The 14,944-nt window shown below is 68.9% G+C and carries 15 protein-coding genes and 1 tRNA gene; 9 read left to right on the top strand and 7 right to left on the bottom strand.

Annotated features, from left to right (window positions below):
• Positions 1-32 precede the first annotated feature (32 nt).
• Complete coding sequence (locus tag ACFV2S_RS05475; RefSeq protein ID WP_383784662.1) at positions 33-623, top strand: TetR/AcrR family transcriptional regulator; 591 nt, start codon at positions 33-35, stop codon at positions 621-623.
• Between the two features lie 99 nt (positions 624-722).
• Here the strand turns inward: ACFV2S_RS05475 and ACFV2S_RS05470 are convergent, their stop codons facing one another.
• Both ACFV2S_RS05470 and ACFV2S_RS05465 read right to left on the bottom strand, forming a co-directional pair.
• Positions 723-1,319 carry an NADPH-dependent F420 reductase gene (locus tag ACFV2S_RS05470; protein WP_385554471.1) on the bottom strand — a complete coding sequence of 199 codons (597 nt, stop codon included), beginning with the start codon at positions 1,317-1,319 and terminating at the stop codon, positions 723-725.
• Between the two features lie 45 nt (positions 1,320-1,364).
• Positions 1,365-2,189: an inositol monophosphatase family protein gene (locus ACFV2S_RS05465; RefSeq protein WP_385554470.1), complete on the bottom strand. Its 825-nt coding sequence runs from the start codon at positions 2,187-2,189 to the stop codon at positions 1,365-1,367.
• A 140-nt stretch (positions 2,190-2,329) separates the two neighbouring features.
• Between ACFV2S_RS05465 and ACFV2S_RS05460 the strand changes: the two genes are divergently transcribed.
• Together ACFV2S_RS05460 and ACFV2S_RS05455 are read left to right on the top strand one after the other, a co-directional pair.
• Positions 2,330-3,235, top strand: a complete 906-nt coding sequence (locus ACFV2S_RS05460; protein ID WP_385554468.1) for a LysR family transcriptional regulator — start codon at positions 2,330-2,332, stop codon at positions 3,233-3,235.
• An 876-nt stretch (positions 3,236-4,111) separates the two neighbouring features.
• Entirely contained in the window at positions 4,112-4,564 is a 453-nt protein-coding gene (locus ACFV2S_RS05455; RefSeq protein ID WP_383784672.1) for a peptidoglycan-binding protein, read from the top strand.
• Positions 4,565-4,919: 355 nt separating this feature from the next.
• Here the strand turns inward: ACFV2S_RS05455 and ACFV2S_RS05450 are convergent, their stop codons facing one another.
• The 3 genes from ACFV2S_RS05450 to ACFV2S_RS05440 all read right to left on the bottom strand — a co-directional run bounded on the left by ACFV2S_RS05450 (position 4,920) and on the right by ACFV2S_RS05440 (position 8,179).
• Complete coding sequence (locus ACFV2S_RS05450) at positions 4,920-6,602, bottom strand: hypothetical protein (protein WP_385554467.1); 1,683 nt, start codon at positions 6,600-6,602, stop codon at positions 4,920-4,922.
• A 160-nt stretch (positions 6,603-6,762) separates the two neighbouring features.
• Positions 6,763-7,008 (bottom strand): hypothetical protein, encoded by a 246-nt coding sequence (locus ACFV2S_RS05445; RefSeq protein ID WP_385554466.1) that lies wholly within the window; start codon positions 7,006-7,008, stop codon positions 6,763-6,765.
• Positions 7,009-7,216: 208 nt separating this feature from the next.
• Positions 7,217-8,179, bottom strand: coding sequence for a patatin family protein (locus ACFV2S_RS05440; RefSeq protein ID WP_385554465.1), 963 nt, complete (start codon positions 8,177-8,179; stop codon positions 7,217-7,219).
• Between the two features lie 768 nt (positions 8,180-8,947).
• Between ACFV2S_RS05440 and ACFV2S_RS05435 the strand changes: the two genes are divergently transcribed.
• The gene (locus ACFV2S_RS05435) at positions 8,948-9,421 is read left to right on the top strand and encodes a hypothetical protein (RefSeq protein ID WP_385554464.1); all 474 of its coding nucleotides are present in this window, start codon (positions 8,948-8,950) and stop codon (positions 9,419-9,421) included.
• A 24-nt stretch (positions 9,422-9,445) separates the two neighbouring features.
• Here ACFV2S_RS05435 and ACFV2S_RS05430 read toward each other — a convergent pair whose 3' ends face one another.
• Entirely contained in the window at positions 9,446-9,811 is a 366-nt protein-coding gene (locus ACFV2S_RS05430) for a hypothetical protein (protein ID WP_385554872.1), read from the bottom strand.
• A 159-nt stretch (positions 9,812-9,970) separates the two neighbouring features.
• Here ACFV2S_RS05430 and ACFV2S_RS05425 point away from each other — a divergent pair.
• From ACFV2S_RS05425 to ACFV2S_RS05410, 4 genes are all read left to right on the top strand, one after another.
• Positions 9,971-10,044: transfer RNA gene (locus ACFV2S_RS05425), tRNA-Met, on the top strand.
• Between the two features lie 936 nt (positions 10,045-10,980).
• On the top strand, positions 10,981-11,559 hold the full coding sequence (locus tag ACFV2S_RS05420) for a TetR/AcrR family transcriptional regulator (RefSeq protein WP_385554462.1): 579 nt from the start codon (positions 10,981-10,983) through the stop codon (positions 11,557-11,559).
• Between the two features lie 80 nt (positions 11,560-11,639).
• The gene (locus ACFV2S_RS05415; protein ID WP_385554460.1) at positions 11,640-12,422 is read left to right on the top strand and encodes an oxidoreductase; all 783 of its coding nucleotides are present in this window, start codon (positions 11,640-11,642) and stop codon (positions 12,420-12,422) included.
• Between the two features lie 899 nt (positions 12,423-13,321).
• The gene (locus ACFV2S_RS05410; protein WP_385554458.1) at positions 13,322-13,663 is read left to right on the top strand and encodes a DUF5713 family protein; all 342 of its coding nucleotides are present in this window, start codon (positions 13,322-13,324) and stop codon (positions 13,661-13,663) included.
• A 25-nt stretch (positions 13,664-13,688) separates the two neighbouring features.
• Here ACFV2S_RS05410 and ACFV2S_RS05405 read toward each other — a convergent pair whose 3' ends face one another.
• Entirely contained in the window at positions 13,689-14,624 is a 936-nt protein-coding gene (locus ACFV2S_RS05405) for an IS5 family transposase (RefSeq protein WP_385554854.1), read from the bottom strand.
• Between ACFV2S_RS05405 and ACFV2S_RS05400 the strand changes: the two genes are divergently transcribed.
• Positions 14,571-14,930, top strand: coding sequence for a hypothetical protein (locus tag ACFV2S_RS05400; protein WP_385554456.1), 360 nt, complete (start codon positions 14,571-14,573; stop codon positions 14,928-14,930). The two genes, ACFV2S_RS05405 and ACFV2S_RS05400, sit on opposite strands and share 54 nt — an antisense overlap.
• The last annotated feature ends 14 nt before the right edge of the window (positions 14,931-14,944 follow it).

The following is a 14,944-nucleotide window of genomic DNA, read 5'->3' as shown; positions in this document are numbered from 1 at the left end:
TTTGCAAGACCGTCACGAGAAGGAGCGCCGCGGTGAACGAGAACAGCCCGCGCCAGGGAAGTTCGGCCGCCTCCACACGCAAGGACGCCCGCCGCAACCAGCAGACACTGCTGGACGCCGCCGCCGCGGTCTTCGCCACGTCAGGCGTGGACGCGCCGGTACGCGAGATCGCCGCCGAGGCCGGCGTCGGACTCGGCACGTTCTACCGCCACTTCCCCAGCCGGGCCGACCTCGTCATCGCCGTCTACCGCCACCAGGTCGACACCTGCGCCGAAGCCGGACCGGCCCTGCTGGCGTCCGGTCCGACGCCGTTCGCCGCTCTCGAAGCCTGGGTCGACCTCTTCGTCGACTTCCTGGTCACGAAACACGGCCTGGCCGCGGCGATGCAGGCCGACAGCACCGGCTTCGAGACGCTGCACGCCTACTTCCTGGAGCGCCTGCTCCCCGTGTGCACCCAGCTCCTCGAAGCCACGGTCGCCGCCGGCGAGACCCGCCCCGGCCTCGAGGCGTACGACCTCATGCGCGGCATCGGGAACCTCTGCATCGGCACCGACACCGACCCCCGTTACGACGCACGCCGCCTGGTCGCACTTCTGCTCGCGGGACTGCGGCAATCCCGCTGACCACTACGCCCGCGCGGGGAAGTCCCCGCCGCTGGACACCTACGAGCGGGCCTGCTGGGGCTCGTCGGCCCGTGGGCTCCGGGGTGCTGCGTACGGGAGTCAGCGCGTGATCGAGAGGGCGAAAGGTGCGAATCCGCTGGAGCGGATCACGTGGGGTACGAACAGGATCGCGCCCTCCGTTGCGCGGGCCGTCCTGATCCCCCCGAGGTCGGTGATCCACTCGTGGTGCCAGCCGAGGTCGCCGAGGAGTTCGCGCACGGTCTGCTTGGCCCGGGGGTCCTCGCCGGAGAGGAACACCGTGGGCGTCTGGGTGAGCATGGCCGGGGCGGTCATCACCGGGAAGAGCATGGTGTTGAGGGTCTTGACGACGTGTGTTTCGGGGAGTGCCTCCTGAAGTTGCTCGGCGAGGCTCGAACCGGGGTAGAGCAGGTCGGCGGGCAGGCCGTCCGGTCCGTCGGTGGTGGCGTTGGAGACGTCGACGAGGAGGGTGCCGCTCAGTTCGTCGCGCAGGGCGGCGAGCCGTTCCAGGGAGCCGGCACCCGGGGTGGCGTTGATGACGATCCGGGCGCGACGGGCGGCTTCGGCCGCGGCGCCCGGCATGCTGTCCGCGACGATCACCTCGTGCCCCGCGCGGGTCAGGGCGGCGGCCAGATTGCCGCCGACGCGGCCGTTTCCGAGTACTGCGATCGTGGTCATGAGGGTGTGGTCCTTGGTCGTGTGTTCGGGTGGGGTGGAGCTCGGTCAGCGTGAGAGGGCGCTGACGGCCTCGGCGTGGATGCCGGGCGCGGCGGCCAGGAAGCCGGCGCTCTGCGGGGTCCAGGGACGGCCCTCGGCATCGGAGATCGTTCCTCCGGCCTCGGTGACGAGGAGCGCCCCGGGCAGCAGGTCCGCACGGGCGCCGGCGAACTGCCAAAAGGCATCGATCCGGCCGACGGCCACGTTCAGCAGGTGCAGGGTCGCGGGCACGGCGACTCGGACGACGAGTGCGTCGAAGAGCATCGCGGTGATCGAGGAGCCGACGCGCCGGACGACGTCATCGTCCTCGTCGGGCCGGGCCTGACTGGTGGCCACGACGCTCAGACCGAGGTCCGCGGTCCGGGAGACGTGCAGGGGGCGGCCGTCGAGGTGGGCGCCCGCACCGGTGAGCGCGGTGTAGGTCTGGTCGGTCAGCGGCAGGTGGACCACGGTGAGCACCGGCTGGTTGTCGCGCACGAGGGTGGCGGTCACCGCCCACTCGGGCAGGGCGTGCAGGTGGTTGATGTTGCCTTCGGCCGGATCCACGACCCACCACTCGCCGGACGGCAGCGCGCCGCCGTCCAGCTCGTCCTCCACCCAGCCGGCGTCCGGGCGCAGGCGCGTCAGGCGGGGACGCAGGATGCGGAGGGCGGTGTCGTCGTTGGCGGCGAGCGCGCCCATCAGCTCTTCGCGGGTCTGGTACGGGACCACCTCGCCGAACCGCTCGCGCAGTGCCGCACCCGCCTCGCGCACGGCGGCCGCGGTCCGGGCGAGCAGGTCGGCGTCGGAGACGGAGCCGGTGGTGTCAGCGGTCTGCAGGATTTCGGACATGGTGGTGCTCCCGTCTGAGCAAGGGTTGTTGAAGAAGGCTTCGGGCCAGTCCGCGCGTTCCGTCCTGCGCCGTGGTGACGACGCTACGCACCCCCTCCATTAGCATCAAGTGCATGTCAAACACGGCTGGGATGACTCCCATGCAATTGGACTTGAACCTGCTCACCGCGCTCGACGCGCTGCTGGAGGAAGGCAGCGTGGCGGGGGCGGCCGCACGCCTGCACGTCACCGCCCCGGCGATGAGCCGGAGTCTGGGCCGGATCCGGCGCACGACCGGGGACCAGATCCTGGTGCGCACCGGCCGCACCATGACCCCGACGCCCTACGCGATCGCCGTCCGGGAACAGGTGCACGAGCTGTTGCACCAGGTGCGGGGCGTACTGGCACCGAGCCGCGAACTCGATCCGGCGAGCCTGGAACGCACCTTCACACTCCGCTGGCACGACTCCCTGGTCACCCTCTACGGCCCCGCGCTGCTCGCGGCGGTACGCGAACAGGCCCCGGGCGTACGACTGCGCTTCGTCGCGGAGTCGAGCACCGACACCCCTGAACTACGGCGCGGTGAGGTCGACCTGGAGGCGAACGCCAATCGCCCGAGCGCACCGGACATCCGCGCCGAGCAGGTGGGCGAGACCCGTCTCGTCGCCGTCGTGAGGCAGGGACACCCCCTCACCCGGCTCCGAACCGTCACCGCGCAGGAGTACGCCGCCGCCGAACACGCCACCGTCTCGCGACGCGGAAGCCTCACCAATGCCATCGACGACGCCCTCGCCCGGCTCGGCCTCACCCGCCGGGTGGTGGCGGCCGTCCCCACGGAGGCGGCCGCGCTCGAGTTCGCGCGCGGCACCGACCTGGTGATCAGCGTCCCCGAGATCACCACACGTACCGCTGCCGCCGATCTGGGTCTGGCCGTACTCCCCCTGCCGCTCGAACTCCTCACGGCACAGGTGTACTTGTCATGGCACCAGCGCTACGACACGGACCACGCCCACACCTGGCTGCGCGACCTGGCGCGAACCGCACTGGCCCCATGCAGAGCGTCGTAGCCGACGCGGCACGGCCGCTTCACCGGAGCGGGCGTCCCCGTTGCGGCGAGGCCACCGAAACGCTCCGGAGGAACGTCAGGTTGGCCACCACCGACCAACTACCTGGCCCGTCGTCCGAAGCCGAACTCTGCATACGACGGAAGGAGGTCACCGCGGAGTTGCGCCAGCGCCGGGCCTCGCGAAGAGAGCCATCAAGGCCTCCACGGTGCGGAACAGGGGACCATTCTCGCGCAGGTGGAGGCGATCCGGGCCCAGGCCAGTCCGACGCAGGGAAGCCCGGCTCCGCCCCCTACCCCTCGACATCCCCCGGAGCGGCGCCGCAATGGACGGGAACACCGTCCCGGGACGCTGCACGGGACGGTTCCCCGCCTACTCGTGCCGAGCAGGGAACTCGAAGCGTCGCGAACGGCCCGCCGGTCGGCTGGGACTTCTCCGGGACGCCCGGGACACCGCAAGGCACCTCAACCCGCCCTAGTGTCACGGCTGTTACGGGGCCTTCGACCGAACCCGACCGGTACCGGCTCCACCTTCGTAGACCAAGGAAGGCAGGTGTGTCATGCCCAGGGCGGTCGTTCCCCGTCACGCCGTCCTCGTCGCGGTAGCCGCCCCGTAGATCGGCCAGGGGCCGGCCGGACGAACAACTCGGCCTCTCCGTCATCGAGTGGACGAGGCTTTCCGCTTCTTCCAGAAGTCGTTCGTCTCCAACGAAGTCGACAGTGTCGTCGGCCCGGAGACCGCTGACGCGCCCCGGTGGGAAGGCGCCCCGAACCACGGCAATGGCGACAACGCTGCCAGCGCCGTCCCCCGCGAACCTCACATCCCCAGCATCATCCGATCCCCCTCCATCCACCGTCGGAACCCTTCCCGGAGACATCGATGAAGCACACCCTGACCTCGCTCGGAGCCGCCGTCGTCCTCGCCGTCGGCCTGCTGGCCACCGGCACGACATCCGCGTCGGCCGCCATGCCTACCTGTACCGGCGCCAACACCTATGTGGACGGCGTCGGTTACACCATGCGGATGCCCACCGACTACGAAGACGGCTCAAACTTCTGCGTGATGGGACGCGGAGCCACAGGCAACGGCGTCGAGGCTCTGCAGTGGACCATGCACTTCTGCTACGGCCAGATCAACCTGGCCAAGGACGGCATCTTCGGACCGGGCACCGAGGCCGCCCTGAAGAAGGTCCAGGCAGCCGAAGGCCTCGTCGCGGACGGCGTGTACGGCCCGAACACCCGTGACCGCATCAAGCACCACTGGGAGATCTGGGACCAGGGCATCTACCGCTGCCTGCGCATGTCCCAGGCCCCGGGTCCGATCCGGGACTGACGCCGAGCGGAGAGGCTCATGTAGAGCTCAGCGACCCACCCGGCGGTCCCAGCACGGACGCCGGAGAACAAGCGCTCGGAGAGCGTCGACCGGAACCACCCGTCCTGCTTCCGGTCGACGTCGACCGGGTCACCGCGTCAGGGGCCCGAACGACGCAACCGACGTCGAGGGACCCGACCGAAGGTTCACCGATGCGCCGGCGACGTCGTACGCGCCAGGGTTGAGTGGTGCAGTCATCCGGGCTGCGGCGGCGAGCGCGGGCGCCGCCGCGCCCGCCAGGAGCGCTCCGCCGACACCACGGCCGCTGCAGTACTGAAGATCGTGCGGACCGAACGCGTTTCCTCCTCGTGGTGTTCTACGCCTCGGCCCCACCGGCGGGCTTGGCTGCTTCGTGTGCGGCACGGATGAGTTCCTGGTGGTCGTCGTCGAGGCTTCGGGGTGCGCGTCCAGCCTTGAGGGTCTGGAAGAAGACGACGGGACCGTTCACGATGCCGTAGCCGCCGCCAACGAGCTCGATCATGCGGGTCGCCACGGGGTTCGGCTGATGAGTCTCGTGGTCGACGAAGGTGGGGACCAGAGCGTCGAGGGTGGCGGTTCCGTCCAGAGGGAGGCCTTCCGTCATGCCGCCGGTGTCGTCGTGCATCTGACGCTCAGTGGCCGTCTGGATGGTGAGGTCGCCCGAGGGCGCGACGGAGGCATACGTCACGACGGGAGTGTCGTCCGGTTCCGGCGTGCCCTCGGCGAGGTTCTGCAGCCACTCATGGGTGTCGAACGTCTTCCATCCGTCGTCGAGCGTGTCTTCGACGTCGCGGTCCAGTTGTTCCAGGTCTGCTCTGCTGTTGATGCGCTGCTGGACGGCGGCGAAGCGCGCGAGAGCGGCCTGAGCGGCCTCCTGACCGGCGAGGAAGCGGACTGCGGTGCCGTGCATGGCGGGGCGGGGCACAGAGTTGGGCAGGTCGTAGTGGCGCACGGGACGGTCCTTGGCGAACCCGATGCCGCGCCCGAGGTTGGTGACGGAGGCGGATGAGACGGCACCTGGCTTCAGGCCGGGGGTGCGCTGTCCCCAGGCGACGGAGGCGGCGGCAGCGCTCCAGGCCAGGGAAAGCACCTGCTCGAGGGCGTAGCCGTTCTGGAGGGCCTCGAGGGCGAGGTCGTATGCGTCGGGCAGACGGTGATCGGGGATGGGGAGCTCGTTGTACCGGCTGGTGAGGAGGCCGTCGAGGTAGTCGACAGCCATGCCGGCCTCCAGCTCCTGAACGATCTCGGTGACGGCGTCGGTGTGGTCGGCAAGGTCCCTGCGCAGGTGGTCGACAGCCGCAGAGGCGGCCCCACGGGCCGTGGAGCCGAGCCAGCGAGGGAACGTCCACGAGACGGCATCCACGTACATGCCGGTGGCCTGGTCGTCCTCGTCGTACGTGAAACAGTCGACCGTGGCGGGCGTGGTGGCGGCGATCCAGCGGGCCAGGAACATCTCGCGGAACAGCGCCGTGTCGCTGGCCGCAGAGGCGGTGACCGTGTAGCCGATGCCGTCGAGGGGCCCGAACGACTCCGCGCCACTGCTGAGAAGGATCTCGGCGAGGGCGAGCAGCCCGACCGCCTGGCGAGGGGTGGGACAGGCCGTCGGCTCGTCCGCGTGCAGACTGCGCCCGAGCCAGGCGGAGGCGCTCTCCACCCTCCGCTCATTCGCGGCGGCGGCGCGCTCCTCATCAAGAGCCTTCTCGGCGGCGACCTGGGCCTGCGCTGCCGCCCGGCAGTCCTGGCATGGCGCGCGGGCGGCAACGGGTTCGAGCGGGAAGTCGTCGTTCCAGAGCCGGGTGGCGGTCATCTCGGAGCGGCTGGTCACCGTGATGGGCATGGTGCAACCGGGACAGAGCACCGTCAGCAGGGACGCCGTGCAGGACGTACGCACGGTCTGGGAGACGAACGTCGACTGCCCGATCTGCGCCACGTTCCGGGCCCACGCCCCGGGCTGGGTGAACTCCCAGTAGGCCCGGCACAGGTCCTTCGCGTCGTCGGTGATGCCGTCGTGGAAGTGCAACTCGAGGAGCGGTGCGTCTGGGGTAGGGAGCAGGACCCGCTCGGGAGCCGGCGGCTCGCCTGCAGGCGCCTGCCGATTCAGGGCTGGCGCCTGCTTGCCCTGCTGCCGCTTCCGGCGCCGGTCCCGCTTCCCCATGGCGTCCCCTTCTTCTGATGGGACGTCAGGAGATCGGGACGACGCACCACCAGGAGGAAGATCGTGCGTCACTCGAATGGCTGAACGCGGCGAAGAACTCATCAGGCAGACACGAGCGTTCGTGCAGAGGCTTGCGTACCGCATGGACGAGTTGGCGGGCCTGGCCGTACGGCAGCATGGCGACCCCTCCGACTCCCAGCAGCCGAGCCGCTTCCATCACACATGTCAGGAATGAACACGGTTCCTTGCCGCTGTGCTCGTCTTCAGTCACGGCAGCATGCTGGACTGACCGTGCCTGCAGGCACAGCACCCGGTGGCCGCCGCCCCGCACGGAAGGGCCGGCCGTGGCGTCATGCGCGGGAGAAGAGTCGTGGACGGCACCCTCTGGATGCCGCACAGTCGGCGGCGGACCGCATCACGCCGCCGGCCACCACCCCTCGGCCGCGGAGAGGCCTCCGCTCGCACCCGCCACCGCGGCATCACTCAAGCAGGCGTCCGACCGCGTCGCGGCCCGCTTCCAGGGCCGCACGGAGGCTCTTGCCATCCCTCGTGAGTCGTCCGACCTGAGGCGAGTCGAGCGCAGGACGTACCGAGAGCACGGAAGCGTCCTGGCGCGCGAGAAAGGCGTCGTCCTCCAGTAGACGGCGGGGACGGGCGAAGTAGGTCTCGTGCAGGGCCTTGGGGTAGCCGCGCAGGGCGGTCGCCGCTACGAGGCGCGCACCGTACGACGGACGCACCACACCATCACCGGCGGGCGCACCGGCACTCGGCGCCGTGCGGGAGCGCAGGACCAGGACATGGGTCGCCCCCTGGGCGAGCGCCGTGCGGTAGGGAATGGACTCGGCGAGGCCTGCGTCGTAGAAGCGTCTTCCGCCCAGTTCGACCGGCGGGCCCGCGAGGAAGGGCAGCGCCGCGCTCGCACGCAGGGCGAGGCGCAGTTCGACCGGACCCGTCAGCAGAGGGCGCAGATCGGTGGAGGTGCCGGTGTGGGCGTCGGTGGCGAGCGGGTGGTACTCGACGGGGTGGGCCAGAACGGCGTCGAAGTCCATGGGGGCCACCTCGCAGTAGAGGTGCTCGACCAGGTTGCGGACGTCCACAACAGGGCGTCCGCGCCAGAAGTTGGCGGGGCGGATCATCGCCTTCGCATAGGCGGGTTCAGCCCAGCCGGTCAGCTTCTCCGGGGTGCCGCTGAGCAGCCAGGCTCCTGTGATCGCTCCCGCCGAGGCACCGTACACGGCGTCGAACGCGTCAGCGACGCCCGCCTCGTGCAGGGCGAGGGCCATACCAGCGGAGATGGTCCCGCGCATGCCGCCACCTTCGATGACCAGGGCCACCCGCAGGGCGTCGCTGCGTTCGCCGGGACGGCTGCCGTCACGCGTGCGCTCGGTGATGACGCGCAGCACCTCGTGCCGGTCTTCGGTGACGGGGTTCTCTCGGCGCATTCGCCCTTCCTCTGTCTGTCTCTTCTTCTACGGCGGCGCCTACTCGTGGCTGAGGGGCCGCCCTTGGCCACGGTGGGCCCGAACTGTCACACCTGTGGCGTGGTGGTGACCCTGTGCACCACCACGCGGTCGCTCAGGCACACGTGCTGATGTGGGAAGTCACTCAAAGAACGGACGAAGTCGCCTCCGGAGGGACCCACGGGTCCGGGAGCGGTCCGGTCCGCAGCTTGCCCGTGCCGGCGGTGTGCGCACCGATGGGCTGCGACGGTGCGCTCCCTCCCGGCTCCAAGCACAGCGGGAGCGTGCGCATGTACCTGGAGTCGCACGTCGCGTCCGGAGGCGGCGGGCCGGAACGCCAAACATCGACAGTCCGGAGCGACGGGCGAGGTCACCGAGCAACATGACTCGCTCGCGCCGCAGGCGTCGTCCGTTTCGGGCCACGGGCTCGTTCTCGCGGGCCAGGCAGTCACTTCTGATGTGCATCCCGTCCCTGTTGGCGAACATCCAGCGGTCGCACCATCCTGTCATCTAAATCATTCCGAACGGTGTGCTGAAAGTGCCGCCGGATCTCGGGTTCTGGCTCACTTTCCGTGACGGGCCACGTGGGTGTTGGGTCGGAGGGCTCGCTCTGACAGCCGAGCACTGCGGTTCTCTGGCTTCACCAGCTGCGCCCGGGCGGCGGACCGCTGTACGATTTTGAGCGCGTTCAAATAGGGCTGAGATTCGTATGATGGGGACAGCTGCCCGGGCATGCGGAAAGGTGTTGGCGTGGGGCAACAGTTGTGGCGCTCGAACGCCTTGGTTGCAGCTGTGGTAGCGCTGACGGTGTCCTGCGGCGGGGCTGCAGCGGTCCATGCCGCAAAGATCTCAGCGGATCAGGTGGAGGGGCGATGGACCAGCGAGGAGGGCACCTCCCTGGTATTTCAGGAGGACCACACGTTCGCCGCCGAGCACTTCGACTGGTTGCCTGTCGCATCAGACTGCAAGGAGCCTTCGGTGTTGTCGTCTGGCCGATGGGCGTTCTTTGCCCCCACTGAATCGAGCCAGTTCAATGCCGCTGACGAAAGCGCCACACGCGGCACCGTGGTGTCGCTGATCTTCTCCGCCGGCGACTGCGAGGTGGACGTCTACCTCTTCGGCGACGAAGAGGATCCTGTGCTGTGTCCGACTGGAGACCCCGATGTCGGGTGCCCCAGCGACAGCTACCTTGAACGGAGCCAGGCCGCGGCTTCGGGCTCCTAGAGCAGCCGCAGTCTGCCAATCGGCTCAGGCCAGCAGCACCCGCTTCCGCAGCGGCGGGAGACCTGCCCGGCCGAACATTTGGCGCTTGCGCATCTTGATCCGGTTGACGCGGCCTTCGACGACCCCGGGGTTCCAGGCCAGGGTCAGGCCGGCGACGACTGCATCGCGGCCAGGGTCGATGCCTGCGGCGCGAGTACGGCGGTCGGGGAGGTTGTCTGGCCTGACGGCATCGAGCCGCTGCGGCAGCCGTTCGTCCTGGCGCTCGGTGAGCACCAGCCCGAAGGAGCGGACGTGGCCGGTGAGGGCGTCCAGTTCAGGGCAGTGGACCAGGACGGCCTTGCGCCGAAGGTGCTCCGCCTCGGCGAGGGTCTCCGGCCGTGGAGGATCCATCCGGCGATGACCCGGGGTGACGGTGGCCGAGCCGTGACGGAGCCTGACGAGAGCCGCTTCTCCCGGAAATAGGCGCGAACCCGCTGGTATCTGCCCTGATAGCCGATCGGCGGCATGGTCTTGCAGGCGTCGTAGGTGGCGTATGGTTGTACCTACCGACGCGGGGTGGAGCAGCTCGGTAGCTCGCTGGGCTCATAACCCAGAGGTCGCAGGTTCAAATCCTGTCCCCGCTACTGAAATGGCATGAGGCCCGGATCCTGTGGATCCGGGCCTCATGCGTGCTGCTCCTGGCGAGCGCCTTTCCTCCGCGACTGTGCCTGAGCAGCACGCTCGGTTCTGACCTCTCCTCCGTGACATTGGGTCCGTGGGCGGGAAGCCGGGGAGAGACTTCAGCGAGCTGCGGAAGCAGAGGTCCGGCGGACGACTCGGCGCCGACGGCGGTCAGGACCGCGGGCACATAACCGGTTGGCGCGGTTCGGCCGGCCCGCACGGAAACGTGCAGGCGATCCACTCGAAGCCTGCCCCGTGCCCGGACACACCACGGGCGGGGAGAGGTAGACGCTCCTCCGGAGTGTTCTCGCGGTTCGGTGCAGATCTGGGCCGGCGGGGCTGAACAGGCCCGGCGCGGCCCGGTGGAATTCCCTGACGCCCGAGTTGGGTCCGGGGGCGTGGAGGCCCGCCGGTCAGAGCACGCAGGCATGCTGGGAGGTGGGCAGTCGAGTCGGTGCGGCGTAACAGCGGGTGGCGGGTCGCGGGATTCGGAGTCCGGTCCAGGGTGAGGAGCGTCCTCCCCTCGCGGGCGGTCAGGTGCGGCGGTAGGCCCGGACGGCGAGGTCGCGTCCTTCATAACGGGCTCCGGGGTCGGCCGCGAGCCGGACACCGAGGCGGGCACCTCGGTGAACAGCACTTCCGGACGGTCGGCGACGGCGCAGCGGTCGGCAGGGGCGGCCGACCTCGCAGGAGGAGCGCGGTCTGACACGGCCTTCGCCAGAGGCCGGGGTGGACGTCGGGGCAGGCGGGCTCGCCGCCGAGGTGGGTCAGCGGGCCCGCGCGAACGAGGTGACCGATGGCGGCCCGGGTGACGCACGGGCGAACCGCTGCGGCTCCCCCAGCCCTTGGCCGCACCTTTTACTTGACCTCAAGGTCAAAAATGGTGCTACGGTGGCGCGATGGGCAGACCGAAGCAGTTCGATCCGGACGTGGCGGTGGAGCGCGCGATGGGCGTGTTCTGGCGCAAGGGGTACGCGGCGACGACACCGCAGGATCTCGTGGACGAGATCGGCATCGGCAAAGGGAGCCTGTACAACGCCTTCGGAAGCAAGCACGCATTGTTCGAACGGGCGCTTGCGCGCTATCGCGACTCGCAGGCCGCTTGGCTGGAGGCGCTTCTCGACCATCCCGGCTCGGCAAAGGATCGACTGCGGGGGGCACTGGAGGCGTTGGTCGAGCTTGACTTGAACGACCCCGACCGGCGCGGCTGCATGGCGGTCAACACCGCTGCCGAATTGGCCACCTCGGACCCCGGAACGGCCGACACGGTTCGCAAGATGTTCGCGCGCACCGAGGGCGCGTTCCGGGCGGCCATCGAGGACGGGCAGCGTACCGGCGAGATCTCCGGTGAGCGTGACGCGGCTGCCGTGGCCTCCTGGTTGCTCGCGACGGTGATCGGCATGCGCGTACTGGCGAAGACCGCGGAGGATGCGTCGCAGTTGAGGCGGATCGTGGACGCGGCGATGGTGTCGTTGTAGTTCGGCATCACGAATGGGTGCCGCGCCTTTTCGCGGCCTAATTTTGTACCTGTAATTCCAATACCTTCAAGGAGTCTGCCATGGAGCTCGGCATCGCCGGGAAGACCGCAGTCGTCACCGGAGCCAGCCGAGGCGTGGGCCTCGCGATCACACGGCAGCTGGTCGCCGAGGGAGTGCGCGTGGTCGGCGCGGCCCGTACGATCACGGCTGAGTTGACGGAGGCCGGCGCCCACCCGGTCTCGGTCGATCTGAGCACGGCGGAAGGCGCCGAGGAACTGGGGACGCGGGCGCTCGCGGAACTGGGCGGAGTGGACATCCTGGTCAACAATCTGGGCGGCGGTGACGCGTTCAACCTCAACGGATTCCTCGCGACCGACGATGCACTGTGGGCGCAGAGCTTCGAGGTCAACCTGTTCGGCACGGTCCGGGTCACTCGCCGGCTGCTGCCCAGCCTCCTGGAGCGACGCGGTTCCGTGGTGAACATCTCGTCGATGAGCGCCCGCCTGCCCGGCACGGGCCCGATCGAGTACGGCGTCGCGAAGGCTGGTCTCAACGCGTTCTCCAAGGCGCTGTCCGAGGAGTTCGGCCCTCAGGGCGTGCGCGTGAACACCGTCTCTCCCGGGCCGACGCGGACGGGTATGTGGGAGGACGCGGACGGCTTCGGCGCGCGCCTGGCGCAGGCGAACGGCGTCGGGCACCGCGACTTCGTGGCCGCTGTGCCCGCGTCGATGGGCATGACCACCGGCCGCATGGTCGAAGCCGACGAGGTCGCCGCCATCGTCGCATTTCTCGCCTCAGACCGTGCGGCAAGCGTGACCGGCGCCGACTACTTCGTCGAAGGCGGCGGCATCAAGACGGTCTGACGAGAAGGGCCTTGGCCAAGGCGAGTGAAGGTTGAGTGCCTCCGGACGGTAGGTGAAGTCGCCCGACGATGAACGGTGGTCCGTGCCGCTGGGCCGGCGGCGGTTGATCGACGGCATACGGTTCCGGGTCCGGACCGGTGTTACATGACGGGACGTTCCCGCGGAGTAACACCGGACCGTGGGAACGGGTCTCGAAAGAACTGTTCCGCCGATCGCAGCGAAACGGCACCTGGCACCGGAAACTCACCGCGGCATCTTCAGCGAGCCCCGTGATCACGGGCTGGGACGGTCGCGAGGCGGCCTCACCACCAGGCTCCACCTGGCAGTGGGGCAGGGTCAGAAGGCTATGTCGATCGTGGTCACGGCCGGGCAGCGCGGGTAGTCGCCGCAGTTCGAACCTGTGCGGGCAGCGGTCCACGTGCCCCGCCTCGGGCCGGGCCGGTGACGCGCCCGCCCCTATCGGGTGCGGGCCGACATAGCGTACGCCTCCTGCAAGAACCGCTCCTACCTGCGCCGCCGCACGATCCCCTGCACCATCCCGGACAAGGCCGACCCAGCGCGGAACCGCCGAAGACTCGGCACCCGCGGCAGTCGCCGCCGTATGTCGACACGGTCGACTACGGTGAGCGCCGTACGGTCGAGTGCGGGATCACCGGCTCAAGAGGCACAGGTCGGTCGCCACCCGATTCGACAAACCCGCCGTCCGCTTCGAATCCACCGCCCTCGTCGCCACGATCGGAGGATGGCTGTGATCAGTGCCAATCATCAGGGCTGCGGCGACTAGGGCCTGTTGTGGGAGTTCTGGTCACAGATCGCCTAGCAGTCATGGGCGCCATCGTGTCAGTGGCGTCATACATGATCGGCGCGTCAGTTCATCTGAAGGGATGGGGGTAGGGGCCGTGCCGATCACGAACCTGCAGGTGGCAGAGCACGCGTTTCTGCGCGAGATGTACGAGGACTCGTACTTCCCCGATCACGTTGTAGATCAGGGCAAGGCGATTCTGCTGCGACTGTGCGAGCAGATCGAGGCCGAGCAGCCGTCGGATCTGCAGGCCCTGTATGCGCTCACCCGGGCCGCAACGGAGGAGTTCAACCTGCTGGAAGCCGAGTTCGAGGCTGCTGGAAGTGAGATCGAGACGGTCGCGCGTGAGTGGATCGGCGATGAGTTCTGGTTCGTCGCGTCGGTATACGGGTTCACGAACGTAGACGGAGAGGCGCTCATCGCCGGCCGGAACTGGTGAGCGGGACTGGCAGGCACTGCGTCGGTCAGAACCACTCGTTGATGGCTGCGACCAGCACGGTGGCCTCGTAGCACACGGCCAGCTTGTCGTATCTCGTGGCCACCGCCCGGCGCCGTTTCAGGCGGTTGCTCCCGCACTCCACTGTGTGGCGCTCCTTGTAGTCCTCTTTGTCGAAGGCTGGTGGACGGCCGCCCCGAGAGCCGAGCTTCTTGCCGTTGCGGACCTGGCCGGCCTTCTCCGGGCTGGTGCACTCGATCCTGCGTCTGCGCAGGTAGGAGCGGTTGGCGCGGGAGCCGTAGGCCGTGTCGGCCCGGACTTTGTCCGGTTTGGTCCGTGGCCGTCCCGGCCCGGTGCGCGGGACGCGTATGCGTTCGAGGACGGGTTGGAACTCCGGGCTGTCGTGCCGCTGGCCGGCTGCGACGAGCAGGGACAGCGGCTCCTGTCCCTGCTCGACCGCCAGGTCCAGTTTGGTGGTCAGTCCGCCACGCGAACGCCCGACGCCGTGGTCGCCGGGCTCGGTGTCGACGCCTCCGGGAGGCTTCCTCTGGAGGTCCCCCCTTTTACGCGCGCCAGCGGCGTGCTGGTGCGCGTGAGCAATCGTCGAGTCCACGCTCACATCCCATGTGGTCAGGCCCTCTGCGTCGGCCTGGACCTGCAACTGTTCCAGGATCCGCTTCCAGGCGCCATCGCGCTGCCAGCGTCGAAACAGGTCGTAGGCTCGATCCCACGGGCCATAGCGCTCCGGGAGGTCTCGCCACGGCGCACCGGTCCGGGTCCGCCACCGTACGCCGTCGATCAACTGCCGACGGGACCAGGTGCGCGGACGGCCCGGCTTCTTGCCGGCAGGGTCTGTTGTGGAAGTGCACTGCTGGGCAGTGGAGTCCTGTGAGTCGGTACAGTCGCGTGCATGCTGAAGCCAGTGCTGCGTGTAGTTGAAGCGGGCGGTCGTACCGTGGACGATCCGACCCAGGAGGCTCTGCACGACCTGCTCTCCGAGATGAACCTGTCGCACCGGTTTGTGATCCTGCATAGACGCGATCTGGAGCCCGTGGATCAGCACTACATTCAGGTGTACCTGAACGACGACCTCAGCTACCAGGTCGAGTACCGCGAAGGCAGTGCGGACAAGCACTACCAGGCCCACGTTCCAAGGCTCCATGAAGTGTTCGGCCCGGAAGAGTCGACCGCCAAGGTGATGATGGACTGGGCTCACGATCGACAGGGGTGGCGGGAGGCGTTGCCATGGACCCCAATGTCTTTGCAGTGAAGGACTACAGCCAC

This window comes from Streptomyces sp. NPDC059695 (assembly GCF_042733785.1).
Lineage (GTDB): Bacteria > Actinomycetota > Actinomycetes > Streptomycetales > Streptomycetaceae > Streptomyces.
Note: the sequence above shows the minus strand (reverse complement) of the source record. Positions and strands in the feature narration are given on the sequence as shown.

Excerpts from the sequence above, each read along its gene's own strand:
- ACFV2S_RS05470 (WP_385554471.1), bottom strand. The coding sequence starts at position 1,319 with ATGACCACGATCGCAGTACTCGGAAACGGCCGCGTCGGCGGCAATCTG.
- ACFV2S_RS05465 (WP_385554470.1), bottom strand. The coding sequence starts at position 2,189 with ATGTCCGAAATCCTGCAGACCGCTGACACCACCGGCTCCGTCTCCGAC.
- ACFV2S_RS05460 (WP_385554468.1), top strand. The coding sequence starts at position 2,330 with ATGCAATTGGACTTGAACCTGCTCACCGCGCTCGACGCGCTGCTGGAG.
- ACFV2S_RS05455 (WP_383784672.1), top strand. The coding sequence starts at position 4,112 with ATGAAGCACACCCTGACCTCGCTCGGAGCCGCCGTCGTCCTCGCCGTC.
- ACFV2S_RS05440 (WP_385554465.1), bottom strand. The coding sequence starts at position 8,179 with ATGCGCCGAGAGAACCCCGTCACCGAAGACCGGCACGAGGTGCTGCGC.
- ACFV2S_RS05430 (WP_385554872.1), bottom strand. The coding sequence starts at position 9,811 with ATGGATCCTCCACGGCCGGAGACCCTCGCCGAGGCGGAGCACCTTCGG.
- ACFV2S_RS05420 (WP_385554462.1), top strand. The coding sequence starts at position 10,981 with ATGGGCAGACCGAAGCAGTTCGATCCGGACGTGGCGGTGGAGCGCGCG.
- ACFV2S_RS05415 (WP_385554460.1), top strand. The coding sequence starts at position 11,640 with ATGGAGCTCGGCATCGCCGGGAAGACCGCAGTCGTCACCGGAGCCAGC.
- ACFV2S_RS05400 (WP_385554456.1), top strand. The coding sequence starts at position 14,571 with ATGCTGAAGCCAGTGCTGCGTGTAGTTGAAGCGGGCGGTCGTACCGTG.